This is a genomic window from Streptomyces sp. DH12, from assembly GCF_020873895.1.
GTDB lineage: Bacteria > Actinomycetota > Actinomycetes > Streptomycetales > Streptomycetaceae > Streptomyces.
Window position 1 is genome coordinate 37,519 of the sequence record NZ_JAHWGT010000007.1, and the last position, 13,933, is coordinate 51,451.

The 13,933-nt window shown below is 75.0% G+C and carries 15 protein-coding genes; 4 read left to right on the forward strand and 11 right to left on the reverse strand.

Going from position 1 to position 13,933, the window contains the following annotated elements; genetic code table 11:
• Positions 1 to 9 precede the first annotated feature (9 nt).
• From fxsA to LPA54_RS08150, 4 genes are all read right to left on the reverse strand, one after another.
• Positions 10 to 558 (reverse strand): FxsA family membrane protein, encoded by a 549-nt coding sequence (gene fxsA / locus LPA54_RS08135; protein WP_228975276.1) that lies wholly within the window; start codon positions 556 to 558, stop codon positions 10 to 12.
• An 80-nt stretch (positions 559 to 638) separates the two neighbouring features.
• Positions 639 to 1,412, reverse strand: a complete 774-nt coding sequence (locus tag LPA54_RS08140; RefSeq protein ID WP_228975278.1) for a polyprenol monophosphomannose synthase — start codon at positions 1,410 to 1,412, stop codon at positions 639 to 641.
• A 534-nt stretch (positions 1,413 to 1,946) separates the two neighbouring features.
• Positions 1,947 to 3,578 (reverse strand): amidohydrolase, encoded by a 1,632-nt coding sequence (locus tag LPA54_RS08145; RefSeq protein WP_228975280.1) that lies wholly within the window; start codon positions 3,576 to 3,578, stop codon positions 1,947 to 1,949.
• A gap of 54 nt (positions 3,579 to 3,632) precedes the next feature.
• The gene (locus LPA54_RS08150; protein ID WP_058941044.1) at positions 3,633 to 4,073 is read right to left on the reverse strand and encodes an Lrp/AsnC family transcriptional regulator; all 441 of its coding nucleotides are present in this window, start codon (positions 4,071 to 4,073) and stop codon (positions 3,633 to 3,635) included.
• Positions 4,074 to 4,275: 202 nt separating this feature from the next.
• Here LPA54_RS08150 and LPA54_RS08155 point away from each other — a divergent pair, with 202 nt between their 5' ends.
• Both LPA54_RS08155 and LPA54_RS08160 read left to right on the forward strand, forming a co-directional pair.
• Complete coding sequence (locus LPA54_RS08155; RefSeq protein ID WP_228975282.1) at positions 4,276 to 4,665, forward strand: hypothetical protein; 390 nt, start codon at positions 4,276 to 4,278, stop codon at positions 4,663 to 4,665.
• A 164-nt stretch (positions 4,666 to 4,829) separates the two neighbouring features.
• Complete coding sequence (locus LPA54_RS08160) at positions 4,830 to 5,111, forward strand: hypothetical protein (RefSeq protein ID WP_306806482.1); 282 nt, start codon at positions 4,830 to 4,832, stop codon at positions 5,109 to 5,111.
• Here LPA54_RS08160 and LPA54_RS08165 read toward each other — a convergent pair.
• From LPA54_RS08165 to LPA54_RS08175, 3 genes are all read right to left on the reverse strand, one after another.
• Positions 5,074 to 6,246 carry an acyl-CoA dehydrogenase family protein gene (locus LPA54_RS08165; RefSeq protein WP_228975284.1) on the reverse strand — a complete coding sequence of 391 codons (1,173 nt, stop codon included), beginning with the start codon at positions 6,244 to 6,246 and terminating at the stop codon, positions 5,074 to 5,076. The two genes, LPA54_RS08160 and LPA54_RS08165, sit on opposite strands and share 38 nt — an antisense overlap.
• A 251-nt stretch (positions 6,247 to 6,497) precedes the next feature.
• Positions 6,498 to 6,644: an SCO1431 family membrane protein gene (locus LPA54_RS08170; protein WP_228975286.1), complete on the reverse strand. Its 147-nt coding sequence runs from the start codon at positions 6,642 to 6,644 to the stop codon at positions 6,498 to 6,500.
• 91 nt (positions 6,645 to 6,735) lie between these two features.
• Entirely contained in the window at positions 6,736 to 8,160 is a 1,425-nt protein-coding gene (locus LPA54_RS08175; RefSeq protein ID WP_228975288.1) for a peptidase C39 family protein, read from the reverse strand.
• Positions 8,161 to 8,453: 293 nt separating this feature from the next.
• Here LPA54_RS08175 and LPA54_RS08180 point away from each other — a divergent pair, with 293 nt between their 5' ends.
• Together LPA54_RS08180 and LPA54_RS08185 are read left to right on the forward strand one after the other, a co-directional pair.
• Complete coding sequence (locus tag LPA54_RS08180) at positions 8,454 to 9,101, forward strand: uridine kinase (RefSeq protein ID WP_228975290.1); 648 nt, start codon at positions 8,454 to 8,456, stop codon at positions 9,099 to 9,101.
• 406 nt (positions 9,102 to 9,507) lie between these two features.
• Positions 9,508 to 11,478 (forward strand): AAA family ATPase, encoded by a 1,971-nt coding sequence (locus LPA54_RS08185; protein WP_228975291.1) that lies wholly within the window; start codon positions 9,508 to 9,510, stop codon positions 11,476 to 11,478.
• A gap of 57 nt (positions 11,479 to 11,535) precedes the next feature.
• Here the strand turns inward: LPA54_RS08185 and LPA54_RS08190 are convergent, their stop codons facing one another.
• The 4 genes from LPA54_RS08190 to ribH form a co-directional block, all read right to left on the reverse strand.
• Positions 11,536 to 12,003 (reverse strand): PH domain-containing protein, encoded by a 468-nt coding sequence (locus LPA54_RS08190; protein WP_228975293.1) that lies wholly within the window; start codon positions 12,001 to 12,003, stop codon positions 11,536 to 11,538.
• A gap of 22 nt (positions 12,004 to 12,025) precedes the next feature.
• Positions 12,026 to 12,874 (reverse strand): ATP phosphoribosyltransferase, encoded by an 849-nt coding sequence (gene hisG, locus LPA54_RS08195; RefSeq protein WP_228975296.1) that lies wholly within the window; start codon positions 12,872 to 12,874, stop codon positions 12,026 to 12,028.
• Positions 12,875 to 12,958: 84 nt separating this feature from the next.
• On the reverse strand, positions 12,959 to 13,231 hold the full coding sequence (locus LPA54_RS08200; RefSeq protein ID WP_228975297.1) for a phosphoribosyl-ATP diphosphatase: 273 nt from the start codon (positions 13,229 to 13,231) through the stop codon (positions 12,959 to 12,961).
• 34 nt (positions 13,232 to 13,265) lie between these two features.
• The gene (gene ribH / locus LPA54_RS08205; protein WP_228975299.1) at positions 13,266 to 13,751 is read right to left on the reverse strand and encodes a 6,7-dimethyl-8-ribityllumazine synthase; all 486 of its coding nucleotides are present in this window, start codon (positions 13,749 to 13,751) and stop codon (positions 13,266 to 13,268) included.
• Positions 13,752 to 13,933 lie beyond the last annotated feature (182 nt).

Below are 13,933 nucleotides of genomic sequence, written 5' to 3' on the forward strand. Positions count from 1 at the left end.
CCCGCGGGGTCAGGAGGTCAGCGGCGGCCGGGTGTCGCGGCCGCCGGGCGCCGGCCCGGCGGGTTCGTCCCGGATGACCTCGCCCTGGACCACCCGGCCGTCCGGGCGGTGGACGCGGGCCTGGCTCAGGAGGGCCCCCACGCGTCGGTCGAGCGCCCGTTCCGCGTACCGCGCCGCGGCCGTGCGGACCGCCGGGACGAGCAGCAGCAGGCCGAGAACGTCGGAGACGAGGCCCGGCAGCATGAGCAGCAGACCGCCGAGCATCAGCATGCCGTTGCCGCCGCCCGCTCCGGCCGCCTCGGGCGGCTCGCCCGCCCGCTCCCGCTGGAGCGCCCCGGTCAGCGTGGTGAAGGCCCGGCGGCCGGCCCGCTTGACGACGGTGGCGCCGAGGACGGCGCCACCCACCAGCAGCGCGAGTACGGTGAGGCCCCCGGCGGCGTCCGCCACCAGGGTCAGCAGCCAGATCTCCAGCACCAGCCAGGCGGCCAGTCCGAGGGGTACGAGGGTGCGGGCGCGCGAGCGCCCGCGCGTGGCGGGGGGCGGTGCACCGGTCGTCATGCCCCCAGTGTGCCGGGAGCCGTGCCAGGACGGCGTAAAGGCCCCCGGCCACGGGGGCCGGGGCGCGGGCGCCGCCGCGGTCAGAGGGGTTTGCGACCGGTCAGGCGGCCGGCGCGGTCGCCCACGCCCCAGGCGGTGACGCGCCACAGCGCCTCGACCACGATGTCCCGGCTCATCTTGGAGTCGCCGAGTTCCCGCTCCACGAACGTGATCGGCACCTCCACCACGTGGAAGCCGGCGGCCACCGCCCGCCGGGCCAGGTCGATCTGGAAGCAGTACCCCTGGGACGCCACGTCGTCCAGTCCGAGGCCCTGGAGGGTCTCGGCGCGGAACGCCCGGAATCCGCCGGTGACGTCGCGGATCGGCACGCCCAGCAGCAGCCGCGAGTACACGCTCGCGCCGCGCGAGAGGTACTCGCGCGACTTCGGCCAGTTGACGATCCGGCCACCGGGGATCCAGCGGGAGCCGAGCACCAGGTCCGCGCCCTTGAGGGCGGTCAGCAGCCGGGGCAGCTCCTCCGGCCGGTGGGAGCCGTCGGCGTCCATCTCGACGAGGACGCCGTAGCCGCGGTCCATGCCCCAGCGGAACCCGGCGAGGTAGGCGGCGCCGAGCCCCTCCTTGCCCTTGCGGTGCAGGACGTGGACACGGGGGTCCCCGGCGGCCAGCTCGTCGGCGATCTTGCCCGTGCCGTCGGGGCTGTTGTCGTCGGCGACGAGGACGTCCGCGTCGGGCACGGCGGCCCGCACCCGGGAGACGATCGGCCCGATGTTCTCCGCCTCGTTGTAGGTCGGAACGATCACCAAGGCCCTGCCGAGCGGTCCGTACCGCCGCTGACTCTGACCGTCGTCTTTCACTACTGCCCCTCACGTCCTGTCGCGGATGCCCACCATAGCGAGCCCGCGCGGCGGACCCTCGGTGGTGTCGGGGCGTGGGTGCGGAGGGCCGCCCGGCGGGGCCCGCTCGGGGGCCCGGCGTCCTTCGGGCCGACCTGGGGCCCGCTGGCTGCGGGTCGTCCGAGAGCCGTTGTCTACTGAACGTCCGGGCCCCACCCGGGTCGCACCCCGCCCCGGCTCGGGAGCCGGGGGGACGCCCCGTCCGGATCGACCCGCCGCGCCGCGGGACGCTCACGCTGCACCTGGCTCCCAGCGGTGGTGCGCCGGTGCGGCACACCACCCCGCGATCCAGCGGCGCTCCGCGGCCACGGGCAGGCCGTGCTCTGCCGGTCGGACGTCCGTGGTGGACCCGGCCGAACCTACCGGCCGTTCACCGCTGCCTGTCAACACCCGCCTGACCTGCGGTCACCGCGGGAACCACCAGGTCAGCGACGAAGATCCGCAGGTCGCGCCGGACCGCCCGGCGAGCCGTGCGGCGACCGGGGCGCCCCCATGTCACTCGTTCGGTCGGACGAACACCGTGTGCCCGGAGACCACCGTTCGGAGGCATACGGGCAGGGCGGCGCCCGGTGTGAGGTCCGGCAGCCCGGGCGTACCGGAGCGCGGGTCCGTGGACCAGCGGGCCACCCGGTCGTCCGGGGCCTGGACCACCAGCTCGCCGGTGCGCCACACGGCGTAGTCGGCGGGGGCCCCGGGGACGAGGACCCCGGCGTCGTCCCGGCCCGCGGCCCGCCAGCCGCCGCGGGTGTGGGCGGTGAAGGCGGCCCGGACGGAGATCCGGTGCTCGGGCGTGCGGTGGAAGGCGGCGGCCCGGACGCCGCCCCAGGGGTCCAGGGGGGTGACCGGGCTGTCGGAGCCGAAGGCCAGCGGCACGCCGGCGCGCAGCAGCGCCGCGTACGGGTTGAGGGTGCGCGCCCGCTCGACACCGAGGCGCTCGGCGTACATGCCGTCGTCACCGCCCCAGGCCGCGTCGAAGGCGGGCTGCACCGAGGCGGTGAGGCCGAGCTCGGCGAAGGCGGCGATCGTCTCGGGCGTGAGCATCTCCGCGTGCTCGACGCGGTGCCGCGCGGCGCGGACGCGGGCCAGGCCGACGCTCCGCGCGGCGGCCCGGACGCCGTCGACGACCGCCGTGACGGCGGCGTCGCCGATGGCGTGGAAGCCGGCCTGGAGCCCGGCCCGCGTGCAGGCGGTGACGTGCGCGGCGACGGCGGCCGCGTCGAGGTGGGCGGCGCCCGTGTGGGGGGCGTCGGCGTACGGCGTGTGGAGGCAGGCGGTGTGGGAGCCGAGGGAGCCGTCCGCGAAGAGGTCGCCGGCGGCGCCGACGGCGCCCAGCGCGCGGACGCGCTCGGCGTCCCGCTCGCCCGCGACGGGCTCCGCCCAGTAGCCGACGACCCGGGGCAGCTCCTGCGACCGGGCAAGCTCCAGCAGGGCGGTGAAGTCCTCCTCGTCGGAGATCTCGGGTCCGCCGCACTCGTGGACGGTGCCGATGCCCAGCGAGGCGGCGTGGCGCAGCGCGGCGCGCTGGGCCGCGGCGCGCTGGGCGGGGGTGACCGCCGCGTGCGCGGCGGCCCGCACGGCGTGGTGGGCGGCGCCGGTGAGCGGCGCGTCGGGGTGGTAGCCGCCGAGGGCGGTGACTCCGGGGACGAGGTCGAGCAGGGCCGTCGTGACGACCGCCGAGTGGACGTCGACGCGCGGCAGGTACAGGGGGCGGCCACCGGTCGCCGCGTCCAGCTCCGCGCGGGCGGGGTGCCGGCGCTCGGGCCACCGCGCGGCGTCCCAGCCGTGGCCGAGCAGGACCCGGTCGTCGGGGCGGGCGGTGGCGAAGTCCCGTACGAGGGCGAGGGCCTCGTCCAGGGTGCGGGCGCCGGACAGGTCGAGGCCGGTGAGGGCCAGCCCGGTGGCGGTGGTGTGCACGTGGGCGTCGGTGAACGCGGGGGTGACCAGGGCGCCTTCGAGGTCGATCACCTCGTCGACGCCGGGGGCGAAGGCGTCGGCCGCGCCCTCCGACCCCACCCAGGCGACGTGGCCCCGCTCGACGACCATCGCGGTGGCGAAGGGGTCGGCGGGGCTGTGGACGTCTCCACCGCGCAGCAGCACGGTGCGGTGTTCGGGTTCGCGCTCGGTCATGGTGACCAGCGTAGACAGCGCCGGCCCCCGCCCCCGGCCGGGGGCCGGGGCGGGTCAGACGCGGGGCGGGCGGGCCTCGTAGGGGGTGGAGAGGACCACGGTCGTGCGGGTGGAGACGCCCGACTGCGAGCGGATGCGGGTGAGCAGGTGCTCCAGTTCGAGCGGGGTCGCCACACGGACCTTCAGGATGTAGTTCTCGTCGCCCGCCACGCTGTGGCACGCCTCGATCTCGGGGATGTCGGCGAGCCGCTCCGCGATGTCGTCGGGGGCGCTGGGGTCGAAGGGTTTCACCGAGATGAACGCGGTCAGCGGCAGCCCCACCGCCTCCGGGTCGACGACGGCCGCGTACCCGCGGATCACGCCGCGGTGTTCGAGGCGGCGGACGCGCTGATGCACCGCCGACGTGGACAGGCCCGTGGCCTTGCCCAGGTCGGTGTAGCTCATGCGCCCGTCCTTGACGAGCAACTCGACGATCTGACGATCCAGCTCCTCCATGCGGTCAACCTATTGCCCCGGGAGCCCTCCGGCCCAGTCGGCGGCACACCGTACGGGCACCTGCGAGCGGCATGTGACCAAAGCCACACGTCCATGGTCACGGTCGTTCGAGACCGGACGGTTACCCGCGCGCGTGGGAGGGAATTGCTTGCTGTGGTCGGGGCCGCATGCCTGGTCGGCCCGCCTGAGGGGGAGATTCTCCATGCAGGAGCCTGTTGATTCGGCAGAGGCCGAAGAGCTCGACGCGTACGACACGTTCGAGATGTTCCGGGTCGTCTGCCCGGACTGCGCGCAGCCGATCGCGCTGCTGGCGGACGAGGAGGTCCTGCCCGAGCACGCGCTGTGCCCGACGCCGTGGAACCCGTTCGTGCTGTCGGTGTGCGACGGCTCGGGGCGGGACGCCGCCGACGCGCGGCCCGTGGACGCGGCGTCCGGGCCCCACGAGCAGGAGATGGGGCTGCTGCTGACGCTCCCCCAGGGTCTCGACTGGCGCACGCAGCCGTTCTCGCACGTCGGCGGGCCCGGCTCCCGTCCGATCAAGGTCCCGCGGATGCGCGGCACCACGGTCCCGCGCCTGCGCCGGGCCGCCTGACGCCGCACCGTTCGGCCCCCACGCCGGCCCGCGTCCGCGCGGCCGGGGCGCCCCGCGTCGCGGCACCGTACCGGTGCGCGCCCCCGGGCGCCGCGGGTACGCCGCGAACTGGCGGCCTATTGCCACCGGGGGTGACCGGACACCCGGGTACGCGTTGCCCTGATATGACCTCGCTGTACACGACGTACTCGACGAGCGGCTACGTCCAGGGCCGGCTGGTGGTGCCCGGCGCGGCGGCCGGTTGCGACGCACCGCTCCCGCAGGCCGGGGACCCGCCGATCTACCGGGCGCTGCTGCGCCACTGGGCCGGCTCCGGGCGTACGCTGCCGGGCCGCCGCGACCAGGAGTGGACCAGGCTCACGGCGGCGCCGGTGTGGGCGCGCCCCGGCGAGGCGGGCACCGCGGAGTTCAGCGGCTCTCGGGTCCCGCGAGGTGGCGGGCGATGACCACCCGCTGGATCTGGTTGGTGCCCTCGACGATCTGCAGCACCTTCGCCTCGCGCATGTAGCGCTCGGCCGGGAAGTCGGCGGTGTAGCCGTAGCCGCCGAGCACCTGCACGGCGTCGGTGGTGACCTTCATCGCCGCGTCCGTGCAGAAGAGCTTCGCCATGGCCGCCTGCCGGGAGAACGGCCGGCCCGCGTCCCGCAGCCGGGCGGCGGCGAGGTAGAGGGAGCGGCCGGCCTCGATCTGCGTCGCCATGTCGGCGAGCATGAAGCGCAGCCCCTGGAAGTCCGCGATGGGCCGGCCGAACTGCCGCCGCTCCCGCGCGTACGCCACGGCCTCGTCCAGGGCGGCCTGGGCGACGCCGACCGCGCAGGCCGCGATGCCCAGCCGCCCGGAGTCGAGCGCCGACAGGGCGATCGTGAACCCCTGGCCCTCGTCACCGATGCGGTGCGCGTCGGGGACGCGCACGCCGTCGAAGTGGATCTGGGCGGTGGGCGAGCCCTTCATGCCCATCTTCTTCTCCGGCGCGGCGGCCGTCAGCCCCTCGGCGTCGCCGGGGACGAGGAACGCCGTGACGCCGCGCGGCCCCTCGGCGCCCGTGCGGGCCATCACCGTGTAGAAGTCGGCGACGCCGCCGTGGGTGATCCATGCCTTGGTGCCGGTGATGACCCAGTCGTCGCCGTCCCGGACGGCCCGGGTGCGCAGGGAGGCCGCGTCGGAGCCGGAGGAGGGCTCGGAGAGGCAGTACCCGCCGAGCAGCCCGCCGCCCAGCATCGCGGGCAGGTGCTCGGTCTGCTGCTCCTTGGCGCCGTAGCCGGCGAGGGCGTGGCAGGCGAGGGTATGGACGCTGACGCCGAGGCCGACGGTGAGCCGGGCGGCGGCGAGCTCCTCCAGGACCTGGAGGTACACCTCGTACGGCTGGTCGCCGCCGCCGAGGCCGGAGTCGTACGGCAGGCCGAGGAGGCCCGCCTCGGAGAGCACGGAGAAGACCTCGCGCGGGAAGTGCCCGGCGTCCTCTTCCTCGGCCGCCCGGGGGGCGATCTCCCCCTGGACGATGTCACGCACCAGGGCGATCAGATCCCTGGACTCCTCCGTGGGCAGCTGGCGGTCCACCGGCTGCGGGGCGCGGTCGGGCATTGCGGCGCTCTCCTCCCTGTCGGGCGCTGCGGCGGGCGCGCGCGATGGGTCGGGCGGCGCCGCCGGGTCTCACTGCTTCGCCGATGCTGCCCGTCCGGATCACGGAATCGGCAGTTCAGCGGCTGTGGCGGGTCGAGTATGCCCGATCGGGTGGCTCCCGTCACCAGCGGAAAGACACCCTTCGATAACGCTCGTTCACTGCCCGCCCGAGGGTCCGGGCGGGCGCGGGAGGCGTGGGAGGCGCGGGAGGGTCAGATGAGGCCCGCGTTCGTCACCAGCATGGCGACGAGGATCACGAGGACCCACCCGAGGGCGTGCTCGAGCCACGTGGGGCCGTCGTCCTTCGGGCCACCGGTGCGGGCACGGACGAAGGGCGCGGCGGCTGCGTTCGCGGTCATGGCTTCTCGCTGTCAGTCGGTCTGGCTGAGGTGGTCCCCCTACGACACTCCAATGTGCCAGCGCCGAAGCCGCCGCGGGGAGAGACGTTGCTCACGCCGGGACGCCGACCTCCGCGAGGGCGCGCCGCTGCGCGGCGGTGGCCTCCCTGGGCCAGTACAGGTAGCAGACGCCGCCCGAGCCGGTGACGGTCCTGCCGGTGGCGTCCTGCCGCCTGGTGCGCAGCCAGACGTTCTCCCACTCGCGTCGGCGGTAGACGCGGCGGACGGCCTGGTTGGTGGGGGCGGAGGGGTCGTTGGCGACGACGTCGCCGTCGGCGGTGAAGCCCACCACGACCATCAGGTGGCCGGTGGTGCCGTACCCCGCCCCGGTCAACTCCCCCTCGAGGAACGACTGGGAGGTGATCACGGGGATGCCCGCCCCGATCAGCGTCTCCAGGTCGGTGAGCGAGTGCAGACGCGTCACGACGGCTTCGAGGTCCTCGTAGGTGGCGGCGTAGGCCGCGTTGAACGGCCAGTTGCCGCACCCCCGGTACTGGCTGTCGTAGGTGTGGCGGGCGGCGTGGCAGACCTGGGGGTCGGCGTAGTCGGGGTTCACCCAGGCCAGCTGGCGCGCGGTGGGGCGGCGGCCCCAGTACTCGACGACCATCTGGGAGGAGGTCGGGCTGCACCACGCCTCGCCGCCGTTGTCGTACTCGGGGTACCGGCCGGTGTGGACGGTCTGCGAGTAGCGCGGGACGGACAGTTCGCGGACGACCCGGTGCGGGGCGGCTGGGACGGTGGAGCGGGCGGGGACGTCGGAGGCCATCGCGCCGAGCCGCCACACGGTCGGCGTGCGGTCGGTGCCCGGGGCGCGGTGCAGGGTGACCCGCAGCCGGTAGGAGGTGATCCGCAGGCCGCTCGCGGGGTCGCGCACCGCGAGGGTGTCGGTGGAGACGGCGGTCCGTCCGTCGCCCTGCCCGTCGACCGAGGCGCGCCGGACGTCCCCGTCCCCCGCCGCCCAGCGGGCCATGGTGTACCAGGGGCTGTCGGTGCCGTCCGAGTGGCCGCAGGAGAGGTCGACCGCGATCCAGGTGCCGTCGGGGGTGTCGGCGTTCCAGGACGCCACCACCTCGGTGGCCGGGACGGTCGGCGCGTGCCGGGGCGAGGTCCAGGTGGCGTACTCCCAGCCGGCCGTCGTGCCGGTGTGCGGGTCGGTGTGCTCCAGGCGGCCCGCGGGGACACCGAGCACCAGGCCGGGACGGTGGCCCGCGGCGACCCGTACGCCCTCGCCCGCACCGGAGTGCCAGTCGGCCGGGGAGGTCCAGAACCGGTTGTCGACGAGCGGGTGGCGGAGCGTGCCGGCGACGGGCTCCGGATCGGTTCCGGGGTCGGCTGCGGGGTCGGCCGGGGGCGGGGCCGTCGGGGCGGCGGCCGGGGCCGCGGCGTGGACCGGGGAGGCGGCGGTGGCCGCGACGGTGGCGGAGGCCGTGGCGAGGGCGGCGGCGAGCACGGTCCTGCGCGAGGTCGGGTCGGACATGCGGGCATTCCCCCTGTCGGGCGGCCCCGGTCGGCACGGGACCGGTCGCGGAACGGGTCGGCGGGCCCACTATCCCCGGCGGGTGGCCCGCTGGCCAGGCAACCCGCGCGCGTCACCGGCCGGCGGCCCTCCACCCGGCCCAGTCCCGGGCGGCGGCCCTCCACCCGGCCCGATCCCGGGCGGCGGCTCCGCCCGGGGCGGGGTTCCCCCGCGCGGCGCCGCCGGGTCGGGGCCGGGTCGCGCGCGGCGGCCCGGCCCGGCTCCGGCGCCGTGCCGCGTCGTAGGGTGGCGGCATGCCCCCAGCCGTCCCCGCGCCGGGTGAGCCCGGCGACCCGGCCGCGCTCGCCCCGCTCGCCGACGCGCTGCGCGCGCTGCCGCCGTCCTGCGGTCCGGTGCGGCTGGTCGCGGTCGACGGGCACGCGGGCTCCGGCAAGTCGACCTTCGCCGCGCGCCTCGCCGCCGCCCTCGGCGGAGCACCCGCCCTGCACCTCGACGACCTCGCCACGCACGACGAGCTCTTCGGGTGGACGGACCGGCTGCGGGAGCAGGTACTCGAACGGCTGAGTCGCGGTCAGGCGGCGGAGTATCACCCGTACGACTGGACCTCGCGCCGGTTCGGGTCGCCCCGGCGGCTGCCGCCCGCCCCCGTCGTCCTGGTCGAGGGCGTCGGCGCGGGGCGGCGGGCCCTGCGGCCCCACCTCGCCCGGCTGCTGTGGATGGAACGGCCGCCCGAGGAGTCCTGGCGGCGCGGGCGGCACCGGGACGGGCCGGAGCAGTCCGCCTTCTGGGACGGGTGGACAGTGGCGGAGACCCGCCATTTCACCCAGGACCCGTCGCTGCCCTTCGCGGACATCCTGGTGCGCGAGTGCACAGGGGGATACGAGTGGCGGCCGAGGCGCCTTCCGACCGTCAATGAGGCAGCGATCCGTCACCCTGAGTGATGACCTTTCGGAGGGCTCCGGAGCTGTCGGAAATCAGCCGCCCAGAGTGCCTCAACTTCGCTTGACCGACGGGGCTTACTGGTCTTACGTTCTCAATGTGCGGCTTTTCGGAGTCGCCGCAGACGCGAAGCCCCCGGTTGTTCCCCCGTGATCGGGGGCTTCGTTCTGCCTCCCACCCCCTCCCCGCAGGCCGATCGGCCGCCCCACGCTCACCCTGGGTCACCGGCCCCGGTGCGCCCGCGAACGCCCCCCGAGCGCTGGTTGCGCCCTTAATCGCGCGGCGTCCCCGCAGGTACGATGCCTTCCGGTGCGGTCAAAACCCGTCCACGAGAAGGCGATTGGGAAGACTTCCGACGGGCGCCCGCCCGGCCGGAGGGCTCCGGGGACACGTGTTGTGGGGGACCCGATGGACATCGGCACGCAGGGCACACAGGCCCCGGCCGAGCTCGCCTGGCTGCGGGGCGTCGACGCCTACACCATGGGGGCGTACCCGCAGGCCGAGGAGGAGTTCCGGGCCGCGGTGCGGATCGATCCCGGCATGGCCGACGCCTGGCTCGGGCTGCACGCCCTGCGGGTCGACACGACGACCGCCCTGCTGCGCATGTACCACCACCGCGAGCGGTTCTGCGAGCAGCGCCGGCGGCACCGGCGGACGCTGAACTCCTGGTACTGGCTGGGCTGGTGGGTGCAGCCGGTCCTGGAGAGCCCCCGCGACCTGCTGCTCGCGCACGCCTCGCACTGGCTGGACGGCCGCCACGTCCCGGAGCTCGACCGGGCGCTGGCCGGGCTGCCGCCCGTGGACACCGACCCGCAGGTGCGGTTCCTGCACGCCTGCCGGGCGTACCTCGTCAAGGACTGGGACCAGCTCGTACGGCACACCGAGCCGCTCGTCGACGACCCCCTGCTCGGCATCGAGGCCGGCCTCTTCGGCGGCATGGCGCGGGTGCGGCTGGAGATGTTCGGGCAGGCCGAGCCGCTGCTGTCGGCCGCGCTGATGCGGTGCCGCAGCGAGCAGCCGCAGCGCAAGGAGCTGCGCTACTGGCTGGCCCGGGCGCACGAGGGCACGGGCCGTACGGCCGCCGCCCTGCCGCTGTACCGGGCGGTGCACCGGGTGGACCCCGCGTTCATGGACACCGCGGCGCGGCTGGCGGCCATCGCCGAGTACGACGGGTTCGACGGCTCGCCGGAGGAGTCCGCGGGCGTCGCGGCCGTCTCGCTGGCCGGCGCCGGCGCGGGCATCGGGGGTGACGGCGGGCTCGGCGCCGATCTGCTCGACACCGCGCTGGACGGACCGGAGTGCGCCGGTCCGGAGATCCCCCCGCAGGGCGTTGCGGGCGCGGTCCCCGGCGGGCCTCCCGTACCGGCCGCCCCGTCCCCGCTGCCCAGCGTGCCCGCGCCGCCCGGCGGGGCGCGGGAGAAGGCTGCGGGGGCCGTGCCCGGCCGGCCGGCCGCTCCCCCGTTCCCGGCGAGCCCCGTGGACCCGGCGCTGCTCGGGCAGGCCCTCGCCGAACTGGAGCGGATGGTGGGGCTGGAACCGGTGAAGCGCCAGGTGAAGGCGTTGTCCGCGCAGCTGGAGATGGCGCGGCTGCGTGCGGCGCAGGGGCTGCCGGTGCAGCCGCCGAAACGTCACTTTGTCTTCTCGGGCCCCTCCGGCACCGGGAAGACCACCGTCGCGCGCATCCTCGGGCGGGTCTTCTACGCCCTCGGGCTGCTGGGCGGCGACCACCTCGTGGAGGCGCAGCGGGCCGACCTGGTCGGCGAGTTCCTCGGCCAGACGGCGGTGAAGGCCAACGAGCTGATCGACTCCGCGCTCGGCGGGGTGCTCTTCGTCGACGAGGCGTACTCGCTGTCGAACACCGGCTACAGCAAGGGCGACGCCTACGGCGACGAGGCGCTCCAGGTCCTGCTGAAGCGGGCCGAGGACAACCGCGACCACCTGGTGGTGATCCTCGCCGGCTACCCGGAGGGGATGGACCGGCTGCTGGCAGCCAATCCGGGGCTGTCGTCCCGCTTCACCACGCGGGTCGACTTCCCCTCCTACCGGCCGCTGGAACTGACGGAGATCGGCCGGGTGCTGGCCGCCGGGAACGGCGACCTCTGGGACGAGGAGTCGCTGGAGGAGCTGCGCTCGATCAGCGGCCACGTGGTGGAGCAGGGGTGGATCGACGAGCTGGGCAACGGCCGGTTCCTGCGGACGCTGTACGAGAAGTCGTGCGCGTACCGGGACCTGCGGCTGTCCGGGTACGCGGCGACGCCTACGCGGGAGGACCTGGCGACCCTGCGGCTGCCGGACCTGATGCAGGCGTACGGCGAAGTGCTCTCGGGCCGCGGCCCGGCCGGCCACGGCCCGCAGGACCCGCCGCCCCCCGCGTACTGAGGGAAGGACGGGCCACCTGCGGGCGGGGCCGGGTGGCGGACGCCGTACGAGGTCCCGTCAGCGCTGCTCGGGGCCCGTGCCGCGGCTCTCCACGAGGGCGCGCAGCGCCCGCGCGTCGCGGATGGCCTGGGCCCGGCCGATGCCGGGCTGGATGCCGAGGGCGGGCAGGCTGGTGCCGTCGCTCAGGTCGAGGAAGACCCACGGGTCGCCGACGCGCAGGTTGACGCGGAGGATCTCCGGCCACGACAGGCGGCGGCTGCGGGTCAGGTTGACGACCGTGACGCCGTCCTCGTCGGCCACCACCTTCGGCCGGCTCATCAGGATGAGCACCCCGTAGAACAGGGCCGCCGTGAGGACGAAGCTGATCCGCTCGCCCGGGTGCAGCCGCTCCAGTATCAGGGCGACCGCCGTCAGGACGGCGAACATGGCCGCGCCGACCGTGAGGAGCACGGCGCGCGTGCGACTCGGACGGAAGGTGACCGGGAGGGCGGGGAGGGCGGGGACTTCGCTGGGCGCGTCGTTCATGGGGGGCGCTCGGCTTCCGGGCTCAGAGGCGGCAGGCGTGGATCGCCGTGGTGAGGATGGCCCGCGCGCCGAGGGCGTACAGGTCGTCCATGATGCGCTGCGCGTCCTTGGCGGGGACCATCGCGCGGACGGCGACCCAGCCCTCGTTGTGCAGCGGCGAGATGGTCGGGGACTCCAGGCCCGGGGTGAGGGCGACGGCCTGCTCCAGGTGCTCGGCGCGGCAGTCGTAGTCCATCATCACGTAGCTGCGGGCGACCAGGACGCCCTGGAGGCGGCGGAGGAACCGCTGCACGCCCGGGTCGTCGCCGGGGGCGCCGGTGCGGCGCACGACGACCGCCTCGGAGGTGAGGATGGGCTCGCCGACGACCTCCAGTCCGGCGTTGCGCAGGGACGTGCCGGTCTCGACGACGTCGGCGATGACCTGCGCGACGCCCAGCTGGACGGCGGTCTCGACGGCGCCGTCGAGGTGGACGACGGAGGCGTCGATGCCGTGGTCGGCGAGGTGCTTGGCGACGATGCCCTCGTAGGAGGTGGCGATCGTCATGCCCTGGAACTCGGCCGGACCGCTCGCCGTGCCGGGCCGGGTGGCGTAGCGGAAGGTGGAGCGGGCGAAGCCGAGCTGGAGGATCTCCTCGGCGTCGGCACCGGAGTCCAGCAGCAGGTCGCGGCCGGTGATGCCGATGTCGAGCTTGCCCGAGCTGACGTAGATCGCGATGTCCCGGGGGCGGAGGTAGAAGAACTCGACCTCGTTGTCCGGGTCGACCAGCACGAGCTCCTTGGACTCCTTGCGCTGCTTGTAGCCGGCCTCATGGAGCATCGCCGACGCAGGCCCGGACAGTGAACCCTTGTTGGGGACGGCGATGCGCAGCATGGGACGTGCTTCCTTTGCGTCGGAGTGCTGGGGGTGCTGGGGGGTCTTGGGGTGCGAGTCCCGGGCGCCGGGCGCCCGGGCGGCTCAGAGGTGGGCGTAGACGTCGTCGAGCGAGATCCCGCGGGCGACCATCATCACCTGGACGTGGTACAGCAGCTGCGAGATCTCCTCGGCGGCGGCTTCCTTGCCCTCGTACTCGGCGGCCATCCAGACTTCGGCGGCCTCCTCGACGACCTTCTTGCCGATGGCATGGACCCCCTTGTCCACCAGTTCGGCGGTGCGGGAGGTGGCGGGGTCGCCGGTCCTGGCCTTGAGCTCCAGCTCGACGAAGAGCTGTTCGAAGGTTTTGTTCGCCATGATGTCCTTAGAGTACGGGGTGCGGGGCCCGCACTCAGCGCCAGGGTTCGCTGACGGTACGCAGCGTGGTCGCGGTGGCCACGGCCGCGGTGACCGCTTCGTGGCCCTTGTCCTCGTTCGAACCCTCCAGGCCGGCGCGGTCCAGGGCCTGCTCCTCGGTGTCGCAGGTGAGGACGCCGAAGCCGACGGGGACGCCGGTGTCGACGGAGACCTGGACGAGGCCCTGGGTGACGCCCTGGCACACGTAGTCGAAGTGGGGCGTGCCGCCGCGGATGACGACGCCGAGGGCGACCACCGCGTCGTAACCGCGGCCGGCCAGGACCTTGGCGACGACGGGCAGCTCGAAGCTGCCGGGGACGCGCAGCACGGTCGGCTCGTCGATGCCGAGCTCGTGGAGGGCGCGCAGGGCGCCGCCGACCAGGCCGTCCATGATCTTCTCGTGCCACTGGGCCGCGACGACGGCGACCCGGAGGTCTCCGCAGTTCTTCACGGTCAGTTCGGGTGCGCCCTTGCCGCTCACGTCTCTCCTCGGGTTGGTGCGTGTCGCTTGCTCTGACGGATGGTGCCTGGTGCTCGTGCTCGCCCGGCGGTGGTGCGCCTGGTGCTCGTGCTTGCCCGGCGGTGGTGCGCCTGGTGGTGCGCGGTGCTGCTCGGCGGTCGTGCCGGCCCGGTGTGCGTGGTGCTGCCCGGTGGCCGCGACCG

Coding starts and splice junctions, on each gene's coding strand:
- LPA54_RS08155 (WP_228975282.1), top strand. CDS start 4,276: ATGCAGGAGCCTGTTGATTCGGCAGAGGCCGAAGAGCTCGACGCGTAC.
- LPA54_RS08200 (WP_228975297.1), bottom strand. CDS start 13,231: ATGGCGAACAAAACCTTCGAACAGCTCTTCGTCGAGCTGGAGCTCAAG.
- LPA54_RS08175 (WP_228975288.1), bottom strand. CDS start 8,160: ATGTCCGACCCGACCTCGCGCAGGACCGTGCTCGCCGCCGCCCTCGCC.
- LPA54_RS08150 (WP_058941044.1), bottom strand. CDS start 4,073: ATGGAGGAGCTGGATCGTCAGATCGTCGAGTTGCTCGTCAAGGACGGG.
- LPA54_RS08180 (WP_228975290.1), top strand. CDS start 8,454: ATGCCCCCAGCCGTCCCCGCGCCGGGTGAGCCCGGCGACCCGGCCGCG.
- hisG (WP_228975296.1), bottom strand. CDS start 12,874: ATGCTGCGCATCGCCGTCCCCAACAAGGGTTCACTGTCCGGGCCTGCG.
- LPA54_RS08145 (WP_228975280.1), bottom strand. CDS start 3,578: ATGACCGAGCGCGAACCCGAACACCGCACCGTGCTGCTGCGCGGTGGA.
- LPA54_RS08190 (WP_228975293.1), bottom strand. CDS start 12,003: ATGAACGACGCGCCCAGCGAAGTCCCCGCCCTCCCCGCCCTCCCGGTC.
- LPA54_RS08160 (WP_306806482.1), top strand. CDS start 4,830: ATGACCTCGCTGTACACGACGTACTCGACGAGCGGCTACGTCCAGGGC.
- LPA54_RS08185 (WP_228975291.1), top strand. CDS start 9,508: ATGGACATCGGCACGCAGGGCACACAGGCCCCGGCCGAGCTCGCCTGG.
- fxsA (WP_228975276.1), bottom strand. CDS start 558: ATGACGACCGGTGCACCGCCCCCCGCCACGCGCGGGCGCTCGCGCGCC.
- LPA54_RS08165 (WP_228975284.1), bottom strand. CDS start 6,246: ATGCCCGACCGCGCCCCGCAGCCGGTGGACCGCCAGCTGCCCACGGAG.
- LPA54_RS08170 (WP_228975286.1), bottom strand. CDS start 6,644: ATGACCGCGAACGCAGCCGCCGCGCCCTTCGTCCGTGCCCGCACCGGT.